Here is a 19,609-nt window from a genome sequence, read left to right on the forward strand (position 1 = left end):
CTTTAGCTGGAGAGGCTGTTAATGAATTTCTTTAAAAGCCTGCTGCCCAAATCACTGACGTCGCGAATACTGGCGATGTTATCCATTCTGATACTGACTTTTTTGACGACAGGGCTGGGACTGTTTTATAAAAACCAGCTGCTTCAGCATATTGAAGAGATACAAGACACCGCTAACATGCTCATTGAGGTTGCGGCGCAAGCGGTTGAGGAAAGTGTCGTCATCGGCGATTACGACACCATCAAAAGAACCCTCGAAAAAACCCTGGCTCGCTCGCCGTTCAAGTCGGCCATGTTTATTGACCTGTCGGGTGGCGTGATTCGCCTTGAGGCAGCCAGTGCGCCTGTTGGAAGAGCGCCTGCGTGGATAGAGTCTGAAGTCGCTGCAAGATTATTCGATGTCAATCGCCCGATCACTATTGGCGGAAAAGATTATGGCGTGATGCGTTTGTCTTTTAATGCCGAGAGAATTGCTGCCGAACTCTATAGTCTTGTGATCCAGGCTACATTGTTTGCGGTATTTTTTCTGTTGATAAGTTTGATGTTGATGGGGTTCATGATCAAGCGTTCGCTTGCTCATCTGGGCAAACTTCACTCTTATGAGGCGGAAATTGCTTCAGGTGCAGTGGCAGCAGAAGCGATGTTGGTCGCTGATGCTCCCATGGAAATACAGGAGGCTATAAAAGCGGTAAACCGCACTGCCGCCAGTATGCGCAATCACTTTGGCCTGCGTATCGAATCGTTGATGAATACCTTGGTGCAGCATAAAAATGCCCTGGACGAGGTTTCAATCGTTTGCGAAGTTTCGGCCTCCGGACGTATCACCTACGTTAACGAACGATTCGTAACAAGCTCACAGCATTCGCGAGCCGAGCTTTTAGAGTTGACGATCGATGAAGTCTGGACCGGCATCTCTTCAACTTCTGAACCGTGGCGATGGGCTCCTGAAAATGAGGTGTGGAACGGTGAGCTCAGGCTTTCGGGTCGTACCGGTAAGGATGCATGGCATCGACGCACCATAATACCTATTCTCGATGACATGGGTGGCGTTGAAAAATATATTTGCATCGATATCGATATTACTGATCGAAAGGAGTTTGAGGTCGCGATTCTGGATAACTCCAGAAGGCAAAACCTTATTGCCTTGTTTGGTCAGCAGGCATTGACAGAAGAAAACGTCAGTGCGCTGGGTGGACTGGCAGCATTGAACGCGGCGCAAGGATTAACATTGTGCAAGGTGGCTTTATTAGTCGTTGATCGAGTGAGTCATGGGGTCATCCTCAACGCGGAGGTTGGCTTGAACCACGTGGAAGTCCGCAGTGGTTATCACAATGATTTTTTGAACGGTACTGCTGCTTCCACTGGGTGTGTCATTAATTCTGATACACCTGATAACAGGTACACGCTGCTGCCGGACGAAACAGTGGAGGCTTGCGGTATTAGAAGTGGTCTAGAGATTGAGATATCCTGCAGGGAGGTTTTCAAGGGTGTTCTTGGGGTGTATGCCAGCACTGACTACTCCTTTACACGTGAAGATGTCAGCTACCTTCAAACACTTGCTAACCTGTTGGCCGCCGCGCTTGAGCGGTATGATGCCAAGAAAAAGCTAATCTATCTGGCCGAAAATGATTCGCTCACCCATCTGCCTAATCGCTGGTTTCTCAGCAATTATCTGCGCGAGATAATCAGTCGGAAAACGTCAGTGCCAGATGCAGTCAGTGTCATATTCATCGATTTGGACAGGTTCAAAGCAGTGAATGACACCATGGGGCATTCAGTGGGCGACCAATTGCTTATCCAGGCGGGTCGACGCTTGAAAGACTGCATTGATGAAAACAGTGTGGTTGCGCGGCTGGGAGGCGACGAGTTTTCTATCGTCGTTACCCATCATGTTTATTCCGAAAGCCTTATAAAAACCCTTGCGACCCATGTTGTTGAAGCGTTGGGGAAACCATTCAATCTGGGCGGTCAGGATGTATTTGTTTCAGCGAGTGTCGGCATCGCTAATTATCCGTTTGATGGGCGAGACACTGGCGTTATCCTGAAGAATGCGGATACCGCCATGTACCATGCGAAAAAAAGTGGCCGTAATAATTATAAGTTTTATAAGGCCACGATGAACGAAAGTTTAGTCAAGCGCTTGCAAACTGAAACGCTATTGCGGGGTGCGCTTGACCGTGATGAGTTTATTCTACATTTTCAGCCAAAGGTCAGCCTCACCGATGGCAGGATAAGTGGTTTGGAGGCTTTGTTGCGGTGGAATCACCCGGAGCAGGGTATGGTTTCTCCGGCTGAGTTTATCCCTATTCTTGAAGACACTGGCCTGATTATTCCTGTCGGCGAATGGATTATCCGCAACGTGTGTGAAACCATAAAAAGCTGGGGAGAGAATAATATCAGGCAGGTACCGATCGCCATCAATCTGTCCGTCAGGCAGCTTCAGGTAAAAGGCCTGGCGGAGACCGTCAAACATATCGTTGAAGGGTACGGTATCAACCCCGCTCTTTTAGAGTTCGAATTGACCGAGTCGATGCTTATGATCGATCCCGAGTCGGCGGTTGAAATACTTCGAGATATAAAATCGTATGGTATAAGCCTTTCGGTCGATGATTTCGGAACGGGCTATTCGAGTTTGGCTTACTTGAAGCGATTTCCTCTTGACGCCCTCAAAATCGACAGGGCGTTCATAAAAGATATAACGAGCAATCATGAAGACGCCGCTATCACCAGGGCGGTCATCGTATTGGCGCACGAATTGGGTCTTAAAGTCATTGCAGAAGGTGTCGAAACAGTCGACCAGTTAGCGCTGCTCGTGACGTATGGCTGCGATCAAATGCAGGGTTATCTTTTTAGTAAGCCTGTCATCAGTGAAGCGTGTGCTTCTATGATTAAATCGTCACGCAGTCTGAGAGAGTTGGAAATACCTGCTTGAGAACCGCGACCATGAGAGTTATTCGTAGCAAAGACTTCATCGCCACTCAAGCTTGGGGCGCTGACGACATAGCTAATATGGGTGGAACCACTGTACGCCTCCACTGGACCGATAAGCCATATAAGTGGCATATCAACGATGGTGAGGAAGTTTTCGCCGTTCTCGATGGAACGGTGGATATGCATTATCGCGAGTCAGGCATCGAACACATCGTTAGATTGGAGGTTGGCGACGTGTTTTTCGCAGGGGATGGATGTGAACATGTTGCGCATCCTTGTGGAGAAGCACGGATTCTGGTTATCGAACGTGAGGGTAGCGTTTGAGTTGACCGGGCTATCGCTGGTCATTACCTATTCACGCTTATGGCGTCAGGCACGCCTGCGCCAGCCTGAAGATTATTGACGAATCTTTAGTTGATGGCACAATAGTGGCTTCTGGCGCTGCTGTATGAGGCAGTGTTAAGGCCGCAATTCTTGAATGGATTCGGACAGACGTTCTGTTATTGACTAAGGAAATCGTAAATGAAACGCTTGAAGACACTGGGCCTTGCGGCAATGCTGGTATTGAGCGGTTGCGCCAGCTTTACCAAGGATGAAGTAGCGCCCGTCACCATGCCCTCGATGGCCAGCTACGCGAATAAGCCCAACGTGTTTGTTGCCTTCGATTTCTACCAGGGCACACCCGGTACCACCGGCGCATTGGAAGTGCCGCAAGCTCGGGATGCACTCAAGCCCCAACTGCAAAAAGCGCTGACTGACTCTGGTTTGTTTGGCCGAGTGACCCTTGATGAGTTCAAGAAACAGCCAGGCGACTACAGCCTGCACCTCAAGGTTTATAACCATCCGCCAAGCGGTGGCCAATTGGTAATGGCGTTTATCAGCGGCCTGACCCTGACTATTATTCCGACGATGGCTACCGATCAGTACAGCATGAGCCTGGACGCGCAGGATTCCCAGGGTAAGGTGCTGAGAACACTCAGTAACCATGATGCAATCAATACCTGGATGGGTATCTGGTTTGTGCCGATGATGGCCAATACACCGCAGAAGGCTGTGACCGATACATTTACGCGCCAGGTCAATTCACTGCTCAAGCAGTTGGTGGATAGCCAGAATCTGAAGTATTCAATGCTGAAGGGTACTGGTCCACAGGCGTAATGAACTCACGCCCAAAAAAAAGAGCCCATATGGGCTCTTTTTTTATTTGTGATTCAGCGCTTGAGTAAACAGTGGGTCGCTGTATAAAGCCTTGAGCAAATCACGTACTAACGGGTTGTAGGCGTTTGCAGCATTGGGGATAGCGATCGCACCTAAAAAGCTGCTGTTCCATTGACTGCTGACCTGCTTGGTGGCGTCATATTCAACTTTCTCGCCGTCAAGCAGGGTGAAGCGCGCGGCGATTATGCCGGAGCCTGTACCCATGCCGGCGGTCAGTTCATTCTGCGTAACCAGCACATTTAGCTGGCGCGGCGATTGCGGGTCGATGAGACCTGCGCGGTCCAGTTCACCAGTCAGGGCATCCTGGATGTGTTGCGTGATGCTGCCGCTAGGGGATGTGACAGGATTACCCCGCACTTGCAGTGAATTCTGACCTGCCGCGGCGCTGACTTGAGTCTGACGGATCGGTAAAAGGGGAGGTGTTTGCTTGAGCTTCTGGACGTTATTGAAGCTGGGCTCGTAACGCGTCATGGTCACGCCACAGCCTTGCATCAACAGTGCAAGCAACGCCACCAATACTAGATTTCCCTTCACTGCATTTCCTTGCCTGAGTTATGTGAGGGCGTGATTATCAGGAACCTCAGATTCAAGGGCAATGCTTGATGGCCTGCGGGCCCTACATCCTCAGCGCTATAGCCTCTGCCACAAGGCACTCCAGTGCGAACTGCTCGGTATAGGTCATCTGAATCGGCGTGGTCTCGCCTTTGACGGTCCTTTCCCCATCGAGGATGTAGCGAATGCGTTTGTCGGTCACACCGATGCGCTTGGCGATCCATGAAGGGGTTTGGCCGATGCGCGAGATCAGCTTGTCGGCGTATTCGGTGGACGGGTTATAGAGTTCTGCGTTGGGTGTCATGGGGTGTCCGGATGAAGGTCAGGCGCTATAGGTGCGTGGGAGTATGCAGCACGGTGCGCTATTCGTCGCCATTGGGGTTGGCAACCCACGCTGCTGTGCAGAGACATGTAGATTGCCTTCGCGAACAAACTCGCTCCCACTGGGATACATCTCCCTGGCGTAAGTTACGCGGCGTCATTCAATATGATTGGCGATCGGGGCGATCCTTCGCCCGCTTTCAGTCAGCATCAATCAAAGCTTCACGCCCAGTGTCACAAACGCACTGCGTGGCGTGCCCACCTGCAGAATCTGCAAATTGCCCGCAGGGTCGGTCGCTGCGCTGGCGTCGGTGTTGAGGGTGGAGATGTAACGCTTGTCGAACAGGTTGACCATGTTCAGCGAGACGGTGGTGTCTTTGACGGCACCGAGTTTGCCGAAGTCGTAGCCGAGGTTGGCGTTCGCTACCCAGTAGCCGCTGACACTGGAGTCGTTGGTGTAAGTGTAATAGCGCTTGCTGATGTAGTTGCCCTGCATGCCGGCATTCCAGTGCTCCCAATTCCAGTCCAGGTTGCTGGAATACATCAGCTTGGGCGTATCGACGACGGTTTTGCCTTTCACATGAACGGTGCTGCCGCCGCTGGCGTAGTCGTCGTCATAAGTGCTGTGGTTGTAGGACATGGAGTTGGACCAGCGCCAGTGCTCGTCGGGCGTCAGGCCGAATGACAGTTCCAGGCCCCGACTGGTGACGGAGCCGACGTTGGCGACGCCGTTCTGGCAGATGACGATGCCGGTGCAGTTGGTGATGGCCACCAGGCGATTGTCGAATTTGGTGTTGTAGACCGCCGCGGATGCCGAGTACAGCTTTGTGCTGCGGCGCACGCCCAGTTCAACGGTTTTCGATGTTTCGGGTTTGAGGTCCTTGAAGCCGTTCTGCGCATCCACTGCAGTCTGCGTGGTGAAGAACGGGCTGTAACCGCCACTCGGAAAGGCCGCCATGTTTTCCGAATAAGACGTAAACACTTCATCGCTGTCATTGAGTTTGTAGGTCGCGCCCACTTGCGGCAAAAACCTGTCCCGTGCTTCCAGCGAGCCGCTGGCATAACCGCCGCCTTTCCCTTCGGCAGTGGAGGTGGTGACGGTATTCTTTGCGCCGAACTCAAGCTTGAGGCGGTCATCGAGCAGGGTGTAGGTGTCGCGCAGGTAGAACTGCCGGGTCAGGTCGTTGTAGCTCTGGTCCAGTACCGTAGCCGCTTGCCTCAGGCCATTGGTTTTGACGATGTGGTTTTGCGGCGTCGCATTGGTGGTATCGAACAGGTAACGGGCGATGTCGTTCTTGTTCGATTGAATCCAGAACCCGCCCTGAATTTCATGCTGGCCCAGGAAGTACGTCAGCGAACTCTGGAAGCCGGTTCGATCAATGCCATACACCGTGCTGCGAATCGAGTTGCTGGGGACAGTGGTCGAGCCGCTGGTAAAGATGAACGGATAATACGAATTGCCCCGGCCCGAGTCATGGTGGTGATAGGCCGTGGCGTCCAGCACCAGATCATCGGTCAGCGAGAAATTGCCGCTGAGGATGTCCAGTTCGTCGTCGCGCAGGCTGCTGGCGTTGTAGGTCGCATCGCTTGCGCTGGTTACGCCGCCGGTGTAGATGCCGTTGGCTGCATTGACCGCGCGGGTCCAGTCTGGCGTGTAGTAACTCCAGTTGTAGCCCAGACGCTGGATGATGCTCTTCGACAGACTGGGCAGATTGGCCTCGTCGTGAGACGAGGTGCTGTGGAAAAAGCTCACGCGGTTTTCGCCGAAGTTGTAATTGACCTTGGCGTTCACAGCGTCGGATTTTTGCGGGTTGTCGTGGCCTTTCCAGGCATCGGCGTCGTACTTTTCTCCCGACACATAAGCGGACAGACCGTTGTATTCGCCCGTGTCGACGCGCATGAAAGTACGCGAGGTGTCGTAACTGCCCAGGGTCTGTGACAGTCGCGCGCCGAACTCCTTGTCCGGATTGGAACTGGTGAACTGGATGGTGCCGCCCAGATCGCTGTTCGATGCCGTGCCCAGCGACCCGATGCCTGGAGCCACTTCGCTGGCAGCGATGTTTTCCGCGATGATCGCCCGGGTGATGCTCAGGCCGTTGAAGTTGCCGAAGCTCATGTTGCCAAGCGTGACGCCGTCCAGCGTGTAGCCCAGGTGGTGCATGTCAAAACCGCGCAGGCTGATGCGCTGGCTGCCTTCTTCACGACCCAGCGGGTCGCCGGACTGGAAGTTGACCCCCGGTAGCCGTTGCAGAACTTTCAACGGGCTGGTACCTGCGGAATAAGCGCTTACGTCCTTTTGCGTGACGCGTTGCACCTGCCGGGTTTCGCCCTGGCCAATCACCGACACCGTGCCCAGTGTCACGGCAGCGGTGTCGTCGCTGGCGGGCGCCGTCACTGAGGTGGGCACATCGTCGTCGGCCTGAATGAACGGGCTGATCAGGCACAGTGAATTCAATGAAACCAGCAGCGCAAGGCGCGTTATCGGGAATCGAGAAGCACGCGGTATCGATCGATTGTTCATGAAAAGGTTTTCCTGGGGCGTCAGGGCGCCGCGCTTGCGACGGGGAATCTGCAGGACGTATTAGCGTTGACATGAGTTCAGCCGGCCCTTGAAGGCGTACGAGTCCGTCGTGTTTTCGAGGGGCGCTCGTTTCAACGAAAGGGCTCGTTTGAACTGGGGGTGATATTAATACTCACTGTGTGTATTAATTATGACCAGTGGCGTGTTATCCCGATTTTTCTGCCACTCAATGCCAACCGGCGTGCTGGGCAGTTGGTCGTAAATTTCATTAGGCAAGGCGTCCGTTGCGATGCTATCTGTCCAGATTCAGTGGGTTCAGCCCGATCGTGAATACGTATTTCCGAAGGCCGGGCAACAGGGCGTTACCCTCTGAATCCGCGGTTTGCACCTTGGACAGAAACGGGAGAACTCGATGAAATTGCTTCGTTACGGTGAAAAGGGCCAGGAAAAGCCAGGCCTGCTTGATGCTGCCTACCAGATCCGCGATCTGTCCGCACATGTCACGGACATCGCTGGCGAGGTGTTGAGCCCGGCAGGCCTTGCCAGCCTGGCTGCGCTTGATCCCGAAAGTCTGCCTCTGGTTGCGGGCCGACCGCGCATCGGGGCGTGCGTCGGGCAGGTCGGCAAGTTTATCTGCATAGGCCTGAACTACGCCGACCACGCAGCCGAATCGCGGATGGAAGTGCCCAAGGAACCCATCATATTCAACAAGTGGACCAGCGCAATTTGCGGCCCGGATGATAACGTCGAAATTCCTCGCGGTTCGCTCAAGACTGACTGGGAAGTCGAGCTGGGCGTGATCATCGGCAAGGGCGGGCGTTATATCGACGAAGCCGTTGCCATGGAGCACGTTGCCGGTTATTGCGTGGTCAACGATGTGTCCGAGCGCGAGTGGCAGCTTGAGCGCGGCGGAACCTGGGACAAGGGTAAAGGCTTCGATACCTTCGGCCCCATAGGCCCTTGGCTGGTGACCCGCGACGAGGTTGCCGACCCTCACTCGCTCGACCTGTGGCTGGAGGTCGACGGTCATCGTTATCAGAATGGCAATACGCGCACGCTGATTTTCAGCGTGCCGCAACTGATCGCCTACCTGAGCCGTTGCATGAGCCTGCAACCGGGTGATGTCATCTCCACGGGTACGCCGCCGGGTGTGGGCCTGGGCGTCAAGCCAGAGCCGGTCTTCCTGCGCGCAGGGCAACGCATGCGCCTGGGGATTGCGGGGCTGGGCGAGCAGAATCAGCTGACCGTTCAGGCCGACTGATTCGCTGCCTGCCGGGAGTCGGTAATCGGCTCCCTGTTACACAAAAATATCAGCCCTGCACAAACGTCAGCAGGTCTTTGTTGAGTGTCTCGGCATGGGTCACGGCAAAACCGTGCGGCGCGCCGGAATAGACCTTCAACTCGGCACCCTTGATCAGCTCGGCGGCGCGCTTGCCTGATGCTTCGAACGGCACAACCTGATCACCATCGCCATGAATCACCAGGGTCGGCACATCGATTTTCGCCATGTCCGGGCGGAAGTCGGTTGCGGAGAATGCAGTCACGCAATCCAGCGTGCCTTTGAGCGAGGCGAGCAGGGCGATGTTCAAGGTCTGGGCCTGTACGCCCTCGGAAACCTTCTGGCCTTTGTTCAGGCCGTAGAACGGCGTGGCAAAATCACTGATGAATTGCGCGCGGTCCTTGAGCAGACCCTCCTTGATGCCATCGAACACTGATTTGTCGACGCCTTCCGGATTGTCGTCAGTCTTGAGGAAAAACGGTGTGACCGAGCCCAGCAAGGCCAGTTTGGCAACTCGCTCGCTACCATATTTTGCGATATAGCGCGTCACATCGCCGCCGCCCATCGAGAAGCCCACCAGCGTCACTTCGCGCAGATCGAGGTGTTCGATCAGTTCGGCGATATCGTCAGCGAAGGTGTCGTAGTCATAACCGGTCCACGGCTGGCTGGAGCGACCGAAGCCGCGGCGGTCAAAGGCAATGGTGCGATAGCCTCGGCTGCTGAGGTATTCCATCTGGTATTCCCACATGTCCGCATCCAGCGGCCAGCCGTGGCTGAACAGTACCGGCTTACCCTCGCCCCAGTCCTTGTAATAGATCTCGGTGCCATCTTTTGCGTTGAACGTGCTCATGCAGATTCCTCTCAATGTCGGGTTGATCGGGCAAGCGCTTTGGCGCACAGGCTCATGCACGCCTTCGGCAGCCGCCGATAATTCCGGCAGTTGGCGCTTTGCATAGTTCAGTCGGGAAGAATGAGCGTACTGTTCTGGCGCAATTTTTTGAAACATCGGCTCATCGTATTTCCCTGCCGGAACCGAACTTGCCGGGCATAAGGGAATCAGTTCCTTGGGATCAAAGCGCGCTTTGGCCTGTGCATGGTTGTATTTGCCCATCGAAGGAGAAAACTGCGTGGCGTCTCAGCTGAAAATCTTGATCCTGTCGGGTCTGCTGCTATTCGCAGGCAGTTTCAATCTCCACGCAGCCGATGTACCTGCGCTGCCAATGGGCGCTGCGGTGCCGACCGACGACAAAGCGGCCGAGAAGGCCGATGGCAAAGAAAAGGCCGATGCCAAGGCAGCTGACAAACCCGCGGCGAAAGCGGATGACAAGGCCGCTGAAAAGGCGGATGCAAAACCGGCAGACGGCGGGGAGCCAGCAGCGGCCGAAGCCCCTGAGCTTCTGGTGCAGGGCGGATTGCTCGGTGCTATCAGTTCCAGCATTGATGACGTCCAGGAAAAGCTCAATCTTGACGACAACCTCTTCGACGCCTGGCAATTGCGCGCCGACCGTGCAGCCGACGAACTGGAGAAACTGGTCAACAAGCGCACTACACGTTCTCCGTGGAGTGTTGCCGGGGACTTCCTCGCCTTGTCGTTTGTCTGGATCGGCTCGTTTGCCGTTCTGACCACTTTGGGTCGTTTTCTGGCGGTGCGCTTGTGCCGAACGCCATTCATGCGGGTGCGCGAGCGCAGTCAGGCGCTGCTCAAATACGTGTTGCCGTTCACCTTGCCAGCCATCGTCTGTCTGCCATTGACTCTCTACGTCAGCCACTTCATGCCGTCTTCGGTCGGCCGTGCGCTGGCGCTGTGCTTTGCCTATGCGACCAGCAGCGGCATCGTGTCGACCTCGGTGCTGCTCTGTGTGATTGTGATGTTCAACTCCGGGCACAAGCGCGCTGCGGTACGCATGATTCGCCGCTACGCGCCGAGGCCACTGTTTGTGGTCGGTTTTCTGGCGGCGCTGAGCGATGCACTGACCAGTCCGCAGATCGCCCGCCAGTTGGGCAGCAACGTCACCACCAGCGTTGCAGTGTTCACCGGGCTGTTTGCCTCGGTGGTGTTCTGCATGCTGATCATCAAGGTGCGCCGCCCGGTGGCGCACCTGATTCGTAACCGTTCCTTGAGCAGCCGCCTGCAACGGCCAGCGCTGCAGCAGTCGCTGAAAATCTTCTCCAACCTGTGGCACCTGCCGATCCTGCTGATGATTCTGGTCTCGGCGATCAACCTGATCGGAGCCGGTGAAGACAGTCAGGAAGCGCTGCGTTGTGCGTTGTTCACCACCATTCTGCTGATCACCACGGTATTTTTGAGCACAGTGTTCCAGCACCTGTTCAAACCGACCGAATCCCTGGGGCGCGGCGGGCATGTGTACAAGGCGCGTCTGCTGAGCTTGGTGTACGCGGTGTTGCGCATTGCGCTGGCCATCGGGTTCATCGAGATACTGGGGCGTATCTGGGGCTTCTCGATGTTCGAGTTTGCCCAGCGCAATACGCTGGGGCGCGTGATCAGCGATTCGCTGAGCAGCATCGGCCTGATATTTGTGGTCACCTGGCTGCTGTGGGTGGTGCTCGACACGGCCATTCAGGAAGCCCTCAAACCACCAGCGAACCATCGCAGTGGCCGCCAACCGAGCACACGAATCAAGACCATTCTGCCGCTGCTGCGCAACGCGGTGAAAATCATTCTGGTGGTGATCTGCGCGATCACCACCATGGCCAACCTGGGCATCAACGTTGCACCGCTGCTGGCGGGTGCCGGGGTTGTCGGTCTGGCCATCGGTTTCGGTTCGCAACAGCTGGTGCAGGACGTGATCACCGGTCTGTTCATCATCATCGAAGACACCTTCTCGGTGGGCGACTGGGTGGTGCTCAGTACCGGCCATTCCGGCTCGGTGGAGAGCCTGACCATCCGTACCGTGCGCCTGCGCGACGGCAAGGGGTTTGTCCATTCCGTGCCGTTCGGGCAGATCAAGGCGGTCACCAACCAGTCGCGGCAGTTCGCGTATGCCTTCTTCTCGGTGCAGTTCACTTACGACTCGGATATTGATGATGCGCTGGCGCTGATCCGCGAAACCGGGCAGTCGATCAGCGATGACATTCTGCTCAAGCACAACCTGCAAGGACCGCTGGAGGTGTTCGGCGTCGACAGCATGAACCTCAACGGCATGGTGTTGACCGCGCAATTCCGTACCTCTTCCGGCGGGCAGTACGCAGTGGGGCGCGCCTTCAACGAGCGCCTCAAGCGCCTTGTGGATAAAAACCCGAACGTGCGTTTTGCGCAGACTTATCCACAGATGGTCATGGGACCGGGCTTCAACAACCCGCAGGCTGGCGTTGAAGCCGAGGGGCCTCCTGCGCCTTCGGACCCAGCTGCTGCGACACCTTCCGCGCCGGCACCTGCACCGCTTGGTCTGCCCAAGGGCAACAGCCCGCCAGGGCCGGCAGCTCAGTAATCAATGGGGCGCGATGAGACGCTGCAACGCGTTGTGGCGGCGTCATTGACCCGCCAGGCTGCGCAACTGTTGGGGGTTGGCAGGCAACGTGTTATGTTTGCAGGCGTTTTTCAATTGTTCGTTTGATTATCTGATACCGAGCCTGCTGACTCTATGCGAATGCGCCTTATGCTGTTGGGCGGCGGGAATGCCCTCGGGCAGGCGCTGATTCGTCTGGGTGCCGAGGAAGACATTGGTTTCCTCGCACCACGTCCACCGCAAGACGGCTGGGACGTGGCGAGCCTCACGCAACTGCTTGATGACACCCGCCCCGATGCCCTGATAAACCTCGCTTACTACTTCGACTGGTTTCAGGCGGAGACCGTGAGCGCAGCGCGCCTGACCCATCAGGAGCGCTCTGTCGAGCGCCTGGCCGAACTGTGTCAGCACCACAACATCACACTGGTCCAACCTTCCAGTTATCGTGTGTTCGATGGCTCGCGCGCGACCGCCTACAGCGAAAAAGACGAGCCAGTGCCCTTGGGGCTGCGCGGTCAGGCGCTGTGGCGTATTGAGCAAAGCGTGCGCGCCACCTGCCCGCAACATGTGCTTGTGCGTTTTGGCTGGTTGCTGGATGACAGCGCCGATGGCGTGCTTGGCCGCTTTCTTTCGCGCGCCAAAGAACCCGGAGAGCTGCTGCTGGCCGATGATCGACGCGGCAACCCGACGCCGATCGATGATGCGGCGCGGGTGATTATTTCAATCGTCAAGCAACTCGATTGCGAAGCGCCGCTGTGGGGCACGTACCACTACGCCGGACACGAAGCGACCACGCCACTGGCGCTGGGTCAGGCGGTGCTCACCGAAGCGCGTCTGCTGCACCCGCTGGCCATTGAATCGCCCACCGCACAGGCTCACGCCGCGCGTCCCGATGCAGCCGAGGAACCGCAGCACGCGGTGCTGGCCTGCAAGAAAATTCTCCACACTTTCGGCATCAAGCCCCGCGCCTGGCGGGCCGGCTTGCCAAGCCTGCTGGACCGGTATTATCGACATGTCTGACGCCCCTGTTCTGATTACGGGAGGTGCCGGCTTCATCGGCTCGCACCTGACCGATGCATTGCTTGCCGACGGGCATTGCGTGCGCATCCTCGACAACCTCTCGGCGGGCAAGCGCAGCAATTTGCCGCTCGACAACCCGCGCGTTGAACTGATCGAAGGCGACGTAGCCGATGCCGAACTGGTCAAGCGCGCTGCGCAAGGCTGTAAGGCCGTCGTGCATCTGGCGGCGGTGGCCTCGGTTCAGGCGTCAGTCGACGACCCGGTGCGCACTCATCAAAGCAACTTCATCGGCACACTGAATGTCTGTGAGGCCATGCGCGAAGCGGGCATCAAACGCGTGATATTTGCTTCCAGCGCGGCGGTATACGGCAACAACGGCGAAGGTGAAGCAATCACCGAAGACACCGCCAAAGCACCGCTGACTCCTTACGCATCGGACAAGCTGGCCAGCGAGTTCTACCTGGACTTCTACCGCCGTCAGCATGGTCTGGAGCCGGTGATCTTTCGCTTCTTCAACATCTTCGGCCCGCGCCAGGATCCGTCGTCGCCGTATTCGGGCGTGATCAGCATCTTTGCCGAACGCATCCAGAAAGGCCTGCCGATCAACGTGTTTGGCGATGGCGAGCAAACGCGCGATTTCTTCTACGTGGGCGACCTGCTCAAGCTTTTGCTACAGGCCCTGTCACGGGAAAGCGCCATCGAAGGCGCGATCAACGTCGGCCTGAACAAGACCACGTCGCTCAACGAGCTGCTGTCGGCACTCTCGCAAGTGGTCGGCAAACAGCCGGAAGTCAGCTATCAGGCACCGCGCTCGGGCGACATCAAACATTCCCGGGCCAGTAACCAGCGTCTGCTGGAGCACTTCAGCATTGATGAGCCTACACCCTTGAAGCGCGGGCTTGAGTTGCTGATGGGGCAATGAGCCCCGCATCGACTGTAAGTGCTGATCGTCCCCACGCTCTGCGTGGTGATGCATTTCTGGACGCTCTGCGTCCGCTCTTGAGCGTGCGGTGCAGCGCCTATTTGTGACGCATAGCGTCACGAGCAGCATGCCGACGCGGAGCATCGGCACGATAGCCAGGAATCCGGGGCGCGGGTTAAATCACGGCACGATAATCAGGAATCCGGCACGCAGAATTCAAACCACAAAACACAAAGGCACCCGCTGAGGGTGCCTTTGTGTCTGTGGCGTTTGAAGGTGTGCAGATCAGAACTTGTAACCCACGCCCACCATGTACACCCACGGGTCGATATCAACATCGACCTTGGTCTTGCCGACGGCCAGGGCAGAAGGGCCGTCCACGGTCGCTTTGGTATCGATATCGACGTACCAGACCGAGGCGTTGACCAGTACGTTGTCAGTGATCATGTAGTCCATGCCCAGCTGAGCGGCCAGACCAACCGAGTCCTTGAGCTTGAGGTTGCTGAAACCCTGATCCTTGCGGTTGTCGGTCAGGTCGGTATCGAAGAAGGTGGTGTAGTTGATACCCACGCCCGCATACGGCTGGAACTTCGACGAAGGCTCCATCGGGTAGTACTGCAACGACAGTGTCGGCGGCAGTTGCTTGATATCAGCCAGCTTGCCGTCCAGGCCTGGCCCCAGGCCCTTTACTGAAACGGTGTGGCTGAACGGTGTAGCAGCCAGCAACTCGATGCCTACATGCTGGGTCAGCATGTAGGCGAAGGTCAGGCCGAGCTGGTTTTCGCCGTCGACAGTCGCTTTAGTCCCGGAAACCTTGGCACCGTCGAGGCGCACTTCGCCGCTATCTTCATTGGGCTGGACGTGCGCAACACCGGCGCGAACGATGAAGTCGCCAGGCTCGTAGGCATGTGCCGCGACCGGTGCGGCGATGGCAAGCGCGACAACAGACGCGCGTAGCAAGTGCTTGTTCATGGAGGCTCCAGAGATCAGTCAAAATTTATGGGCATAATGTTAAAGCGCTGTCGAGCGGCGACTTTGACTCAGCTCAATGAAATCGCTGGGAACCTCGTCATCCTTATGAATCCGGCAACTCGTAGACAAATATCTTGTCTGCCTGCATCTGATAACCCGCTTCTGCCAGTTCGCTGGTAGACGATTTGGCCTGCATCGGTCCTTCGATCCAGTACGGCTGATACAGCTCATCGACCTTCACACCCAGCTCACTCGTGACATGCACGATCTGGTTCGCTGGCGGCGGCGGCACATGGATGCAGGCACCGAAATACGGCACCAGCAAAAACTCCGTCACTCTGCCTTCCTCACTGACCTCGAGTGGCACGATGTAGCCCGGTAAACGCACCAGCTTGCCATCCAGTGCCTTGACCACTGGCGCATGCGGAGCCAGTTGATGGGCCGCAGGCGCTGCCTCCATGGCCAGTGCATCGGACAGCTTGGACATATCGTGTATCGGAGCCGTTACCGGCTTCACCACGGGTGCATCGGGTGGAATCATGTCATTCCAGGTCAGTTCACGCGGCTCGGCGGCCCACAGTTGAGTGGAAACCGAAAGCAGCAGAGTGAGTAGCATGCGCCGCATCATGAAGGTCCTCATAAACGAATCGACAGTCCATCGGCCAGTGACTGCCTGTAGGCTCGCCAGGCTGGCACGGTTCCCATCAACAGCGCGCAACCGAGAATGGCACCGAGCAGGGTCCATTCATATTGGCCAGGTGGCATAGACGACAGGTACAGACCGTAGTTGTCGAGCACGTAGTCTCTGGCCACGAAGATGCCGATATAGAGCAGTGCGAGGCCGCTGATGACACCCGCAAGTGCCAGGGCGAAGGCTTCAAGTATAAGCAGACTTGCGATATGCCAGGGCCGTGCGCCGACCGAGCGCAGGATGGCCATCTCCCGGCGTCGTTCATTGAGGCTGGTGAGAATCGCGGTCAGCATGCCGATCAGACCGGTCAGCACCACGAACAGCGAAATTACGAACAGTGCCTTTTCCGCGGTGCCCATCAGGCTCCACAGCTCTTGCAGCGCCACGCCGGGCAGAATCGCCAGCATGGGCTCGCCACGGTATTCGTTGATTTCGCGTTGCAGGCTGAAGGTTGAGATCTTGCTATTCAGACCCAGCATGAAGGCGGTGATCGCAGTCGGCGTCAGGTCCATATTGCGTGCCTGATCGGCAGAGATACGCTCGTTGCCTCGCGCCGGTGCGCCGTTGTGCCAGTCGATATGAATGGCTTCCATGCCACCCAGGCTGATATGCAGCGTGCGGTCCACCGGTGTACCGGTCGGCTTGAGGATGCCGACCACGGTGAACGGCTTGTCGTCATGCTTGACCAGGCTGATCGCCGCGACACCGTGCGCCAATACCAGTTTGTCGCCCAATTTATAATGCAGCGCCTTGGCGACCTCCGAGCCCAGCACCACTTCGAAAGGATCGGTCTTGAATTCGCGTCCTTCGGCCATTTCCAGATGCTGTTGGCGACCGAACTGATAATGCTCGAAATACGCCTCGTTGGTGCCCATCACCCGATAGCCACGATGGGAGTCGCCCAGCGAAACCGGAATCGCCCATTTAACCTGTTTGCTCTGGGCAAAATGCTCAAAGCTGTCCCAGCGAATATTGTTGGTGGCGTTGCCGATGCGAAATACCGAATACAGCAACAGGTTGATCGAGCCGGAACGTGCGCCGACGATCAGGTCGGTGCCGCTGATGGTGCTGGCGAAGCTGGAGCGCGCTTCGGTGCGCACCCGCTCTACGGCCAGTAACAGGCACACCGACAGCGCAATGGCGAAGGCAGTGAGAAACGCGGTGAAACGGCGGTTGGCCAGGCTGGCCATGGCCAGACGAAACAGATACATCTCAAATCTCCACGGCGACGGCGGCGCGATTCAGGTCGCTGAGCGACAGATTGCGATCAAACAGCGGTGCCAGGCTCTGGTCATGACTGACAAACAGCAGGCTGGCCCCGGCCTCGCGGCATTCGGCGAACAGCAGGCGAATGAACGCTTCTCGAGAGTCGGCGTCCAGCGCCGAAGTGGGTTCGTCGGCGATCACCAGCTCAGGCTGACCGATCAGCGCACGGGCCGCGGCCACGCGTTGTTGCTGGCCGATGGACAATGAGTCGGCACGTCGTGTCAGCATCGCCGGGTCTTTCAGGCCCAGGTGGGCGAGCAGGGTGGTGGTCGCTTTTTCGACGCTGCCGTGGCGTTGCTTCGCACGCTCGGCGCGGACGCTGGAAAAGTGGCAGGGCAGCTCGATGTTTTCCCGCACCGACAGAAACGGCAACAAATTGAACTGCTGAAAGATGTAGCCGGTGTGATCGACTCGGAAGCGATCACGTGCTGCCGCCGACAGTGTCGACAGGTCCTGATTCAACAGGTGAATGCTGCCGCTGACAGGTTTTTGCACGCCGCCCAGCAGGCCCAGCAAGGTGGTTTTACCGCTGCCGCTGGGGCCTTTGAGAAACAGTGTTTCACCGGTTTGCAGGCGAAATTCGGGGATGTCCAGTAACTGCGGATGGCCTGGCCAGTTGAAGCTCAGGTTCGATAGCTCGATCAGTGCTTGGGTCATGGGCTGACTCACGCTCGGTTGGAAATTAAAAGACCGGGCCAGGCCCGGTCGTTGTACCGCAGAGTGCGATCAGAATTTCAGCGTTGGGTTGGCTGCGATCACTTCTGCGCCCGATTGGCCGCCTGGCGAGATCAGTTGTACCTGAAGCTTCTTGGTGTCGGGAAAGGTTTTGAAGATTTGCGACAGGTCGAGCTTCTTCAGAACGGCCGGTGCGTCACAGACGAACTTGTAGTGGCCGTGAATTTCGCTGTGCTCATGATGATCGGCATCGCCGCCCTTGGCGTGCTCATCGTGATCGTCATCCTTGTCGCCGAACAGCGGGCTTTCCAGTTTCACCGAGGTGGCCGAGCAATTGGCGGCATCGGCGATGCTGAACAGCGCGTTGGGCTTGAGTAGCAACTCGCGCGCCTTGGCGACTTTGGCTTTGTCTTCATCCGAGGTCGCAACGTGCTCGAAACCGACGATGTTCATGGCCGGGCTGTCGAATTCAAACTCCAGCGTCTTGCCTTCCAGCACCACATCCAGACGTCCGACGCCATGCTCGTGGGCACCCAGACTGCCGTGTTCATCGCCGTGATCATGGTCATGTACTTCGGCTGCGTGGGCAGCTACGAGTGGCAAGAGGGCGAAAGGCAGGGCGAGTAGCAAACGGCGCATAGCGGACTCCGGGGGTAATATTCGAGAAAATCTGTTATGTGATCTTATAACAAGTGTCGGTGTGCGTGGACGGGTTTTTGTTCGAGCGCAGGACGATCTGGTCTCCATGGGACGTTAGCTGAGGGTGTTATCTGGAATACCCCTGCCCGTGCTTATGCTGAAGTAGTCTCAGCCTTCGCGTCAGCAGCTCCTACTCTGGAGAGTGAAAATCGCCGTACCTGCGCCGGATGCGCCGGGAGGGTTTTCATCGCCAGCCGAGTGCGACATCAGGGAAGATACTCATGAACAAGCTCCATCCGAATAGAGAAATCCTGCGTGCGGTGTACAAGGATCCAACACGAATTACCGAGTTCGCCGACGCTGACATTGTGCTGCACAAAGCCGATCAGGGCGCTGGTGGTGGCTTGTCCATAGCCATTGGCAAGGACGCAGTGCTTTCCCACGAGATCAATCTGCTCAGGCGCACACGTCAGACCCTGTACATGGATGTCCACGACATCATTGCCAACGAGCACTATGGCTCGGTGCTGGGGGAGATGCGCGCCAGTTGCGAGGGCCGGAAGATCATCATGCCGTTTTGCGGCCTGTGGCGGTTTCGTGATGGCAGAATTGTCGAGCATTGGGAAAATGTCTATGACGTGCGGGCGCTTGGCAACTTCATGAACGGTAAAGAGCCGGTCATCAGCCAGTGGCGTTACGGTTGATCATGGGCATGCGCGCCAGCCTGTGGGAGCATGTACGCCTGACTGTCAGCAGGTACACATCATGTTGCGTATTCGTGGAACCGTAGGCCAGTGGCCCGTGGATTTGACCCTTGAACTGGACGAAGGCGACTGGGCGCAACTGGGCGCGCAGCTCAAGGCCGCAGCTCCCGACGTATCGGCCGCCGTGGTCGAGAGCAAGCCGCTTAATCAGGACGACAGGCTGTGGCAGGTCGCACAGGAATTGTTGCAAAAGGCCGGGCAGATGAGTGGGCCGGATCTGCTGGGGCAACTGGAAGGGCTGGCCGGCAGTACTGCGGCAGGCAAGCATTTGCTGGTGCGCTTGCGTCACTCTGCGAACGTGAAGGTCGAGAGTGGCGGGGATGCGCCGCTGTACAGCTGGGTCGCCGCGACGTGATCTGACCTGGTTATTCA

General features: G+C 56.9%; 18 protein-coding genes. 9 read left to right on the top strand and 9 right to left on the bottom strand.

The features are described from left to right. Positions 1-21 precede the first annotated feature (21 nt). The 3 genes from AO068_RS13660 (at position 22) to AO068_RS13670 (ending at position 4,088) form a co-directional block, all read left to right on the top strand. Complete coding sequence (locus AO068_RS13660; RefSeq protein ID WP_058408624.1) at positions 22-2,931, top strand: putative bifunctional diguanylate cyclase/phosphodiesterase; 2,910 nt, start codon at positions 22-24, stop codon at positions 2,929-2,931. Positions 2,932-2,942: 11 nt separating this feature from the next. Then, positions 2,943-3,254, top strand: a complete 312-nt coding sequence (locus tag AO068_RS13665) for a hypothetical protein (protein ID WP_058408625.1) — start codon at positions 2,943-2,945, stop codon at positions 3,252-3,254. Positions 3,255-3,452: 198 nt separating this feature from the next. Further along, positions 3,453-4,088 (top strand): hypothetical protein, encoded by a 636-nt coding sequence (locus AO068_RS13670; protein ID WP_058408626.1) that lies wholly within the window; start codon positions 3,453-3,455, stop codon positions 4,086-4,088. Between the two features lie 42 nt (positions 4,089-4,130). Here the strand turns inward: AO068_RS13670 and AO068_RS13675 are convergent, their stop codons facing one another. The 3 genes from AO068_RS13675 to AO068_RS13685 form a co-directional block, all read right to left on the bottom strand. Next, positions 4,131-4,682 (bottom strand): hypothetical protein, encoded by a 552-nt coding sequence (locus AO068_RS13675; RefSeq protein WP_058408627.1) that lies wholly within the window; start codon positions 4,680-4,682, stop codon positions 4,131-4,133. An 82-nt stretch (positions 4,683-4,764) separates the two neighbouring features. Beyond that, entirely contained in the window at positions 4,765-5,004 is a 240-nt protein-coding gene (locus AO068_RS13680) for a hypothetical protein (protein WP_003317071.1), read from the bottom strand. A gap of 231 nt (positions 5,005-5,235) precedes the next feature. Next, positions 5,236-7,542, bottom strand: a complete 2,307-nt coding sequence (locus AO068_RS13685) for a TonB-dependent receptor (protein ID WP_058408628.1) — start codon at positions 7,540-7,542, stop codon at positions 5,236-5,238. Positions 7,543-7,954: 412 nt separating this feature from the next. On the opposite strand from AO068_RS13685, the gene AO068_RS13690 reads away from it, so the two are divergent. Further along, the gene (locus tag AO068_RS13690) at positions 7,955-8,803 is read left to right on the top strand and encodes an ureidoglycolate lyase (RefSeq protein ID WP_058408629.1); all 849 of its coding nucleotides are present in this window, start codon (positions 7,955-7,957) and stop codon (positions 8,801-8,803) included. Between the two features lie 49 nt (positions 8,804-8,852). Here AO068_RS13690 and AO068_RS13695 read toward each other — a convergent pair whose 3' ends face one another. Next, the gene (locus AO068_RS13695) at positions 8,853-9,671 is read right to left on the bottom strand and encodes an alpha/beta fold hydrolase (protein ID WP_058408713.1); all 819 of its coding nucleotides are present in this window, start codon (positions 9,669-9,671) and stop codon (positions 8,853-8,855) included. 277 nt (positions 9,672-9,948) lie between these two features. On the opposite strand from AO068_RS13695, the gene AO068_RS13700 reads away from it, so the two are divergent. The 3 genes from AO068_RS13700 (at position 9,949) to AO068_RS13710 (ending at position 14,230) form a co-directional block, all read left to right on the top strand. Then, positions 9,949-12,270 (top strand): mechanosensitive ion channel family protein, encoded by a 2,322-nt coding sequence (locus AO068_RS13700; RefSeq protein WP_058408630.1) that lies wholly within the window; start codon positions 9,949-9,951, stop codon positions 12,268-12,270. A gap of 153 nt (positions 12,271-12,423) precedes the next feature. Then, a complete protein-coding gene (locus AO068_RS13705) occupies positions 12,424-13,308 on the top strand; it encodes a sugar nucleotide-binding protein (RefSeq protein ID WP_058402671.1) in 885 nt (294 codons plus the stop codon). Continuing rightward, complete coding sequence (locus AO068_RS13710; protein ID WP_058408632.1) at positions 13,301-14,230, top strand: NAD-dependent epimerase/dehydratase family protein; 930 nt, start codon at positions 13,301-13,303, stop codon at positions 14,228-14,230. Before AO068_RS13705 ends, AO068_RS13710 begins: the two co-directional genes overlap by 8 nt. A 285-nt stretch (positions 14,231-14,515) precedes the next feature. On the opposite strand, the gene AO068_RS13715 is transcribed toward AO068_RS13710, so the two are convergent. From AO068_RS13715 to AO068_RS13735, 5 genes are all read right to left on the bottom strand, one after another. Further along, positions 14,516-15,202: an OmpW/AlkL family protein gene (locus tag AO068_RS13715; RefSeq protein ID WP_058408633.1), complete on the bottom strand. Its 687-nt coding sequence runs from the start codon at positions 15,200-15,202 to the stop codon at positions 14,516-14,518. A gap of 103 nt (positions 15,203-15,305) precedes the next feature. Further along, a complete protein-coding gene (locus tag AO068_RS13720; protein ID WP_058402703.1) occupies positions 15,306-15,830 on the bottom strand; it encodes a DUF3299 domain-containing protein in 525 nt (174 codons plus the stop codon). An 8-nt stretch (positions 15,831-15,838) separates the two neighbouring features. Beyond that, entirely contained in the window at positions 15,839-17,104 is a 1,266-nt protein-coding gene (locus AO068_RS13725; RefSeq protein WP_004666332.1) for an ABC transporter permease, read from the bottom strand. A 1-nt stretch (position 17,105) separates the two neighbouring features. Continuing rightward, positions 17,106-17,816 (bottom strand): ABC transporter ATP-binding protein, encoded by a 711-nt coding sequence (locus AO068_RS13730; protein ID WP_058408634.1) that lies wholly within the window; start codon positions 17,814-17,816, stop codon positions 17,106-17,108. A gap of 69 nt (positions 17,817-17,885) precedes the next feature. Next, on the bottom strand, positions 17,886-18,473 hold the full coding sequence (locus AO068_RS13735) for a DUF2796 domain-containing protein (RefSeq protein ID WP_058408635.1): 588 nt from the start codon (positions 18,471-18,473) through the stop codon (positions 17,886-17,888). Between the two features lie 281 nt (positions 18,474-18,754). On the opposite strand from AO068_RS13735, the gene AO068_RS13740 reads away from it, so the two are divergent. After that, positions 18,755-19,177: a nuclear transport factor 2 family protein gene (locus AO068_RS13740; protein WP_058402666.1), complete on the top strand. Its 423-nt coding sequence runs from the start codon at positions 18,755-18,757 to the stop codon at positions 19,175-19,177. A gap of 61 nt (positions 19,178-19,238) precedes the next feature. Continuing rightward, a complete protein-coding gene (locus AO068_RS13745; protein WP_058402665.1) occupies positions 19,239-19,592 on the top strand; it encodes a hypothetical protein in 354 nt (117 codons plus the stop codon). The last annotated feature ends 17 nt before the right edge of the window (positions 19,593-19,609 follow it).

The sequence above is a fragment of the Pseudomonas sp. ICMP 3272 genome (assembly GCF_001466905.1).
GTDB lineage: Bacteria > Pseudomonadota > Gammaproteobacteria > Pseudomonadales > Pseudomonadaceae > Aquipseudomonas > Aquipseudomonas amygdali.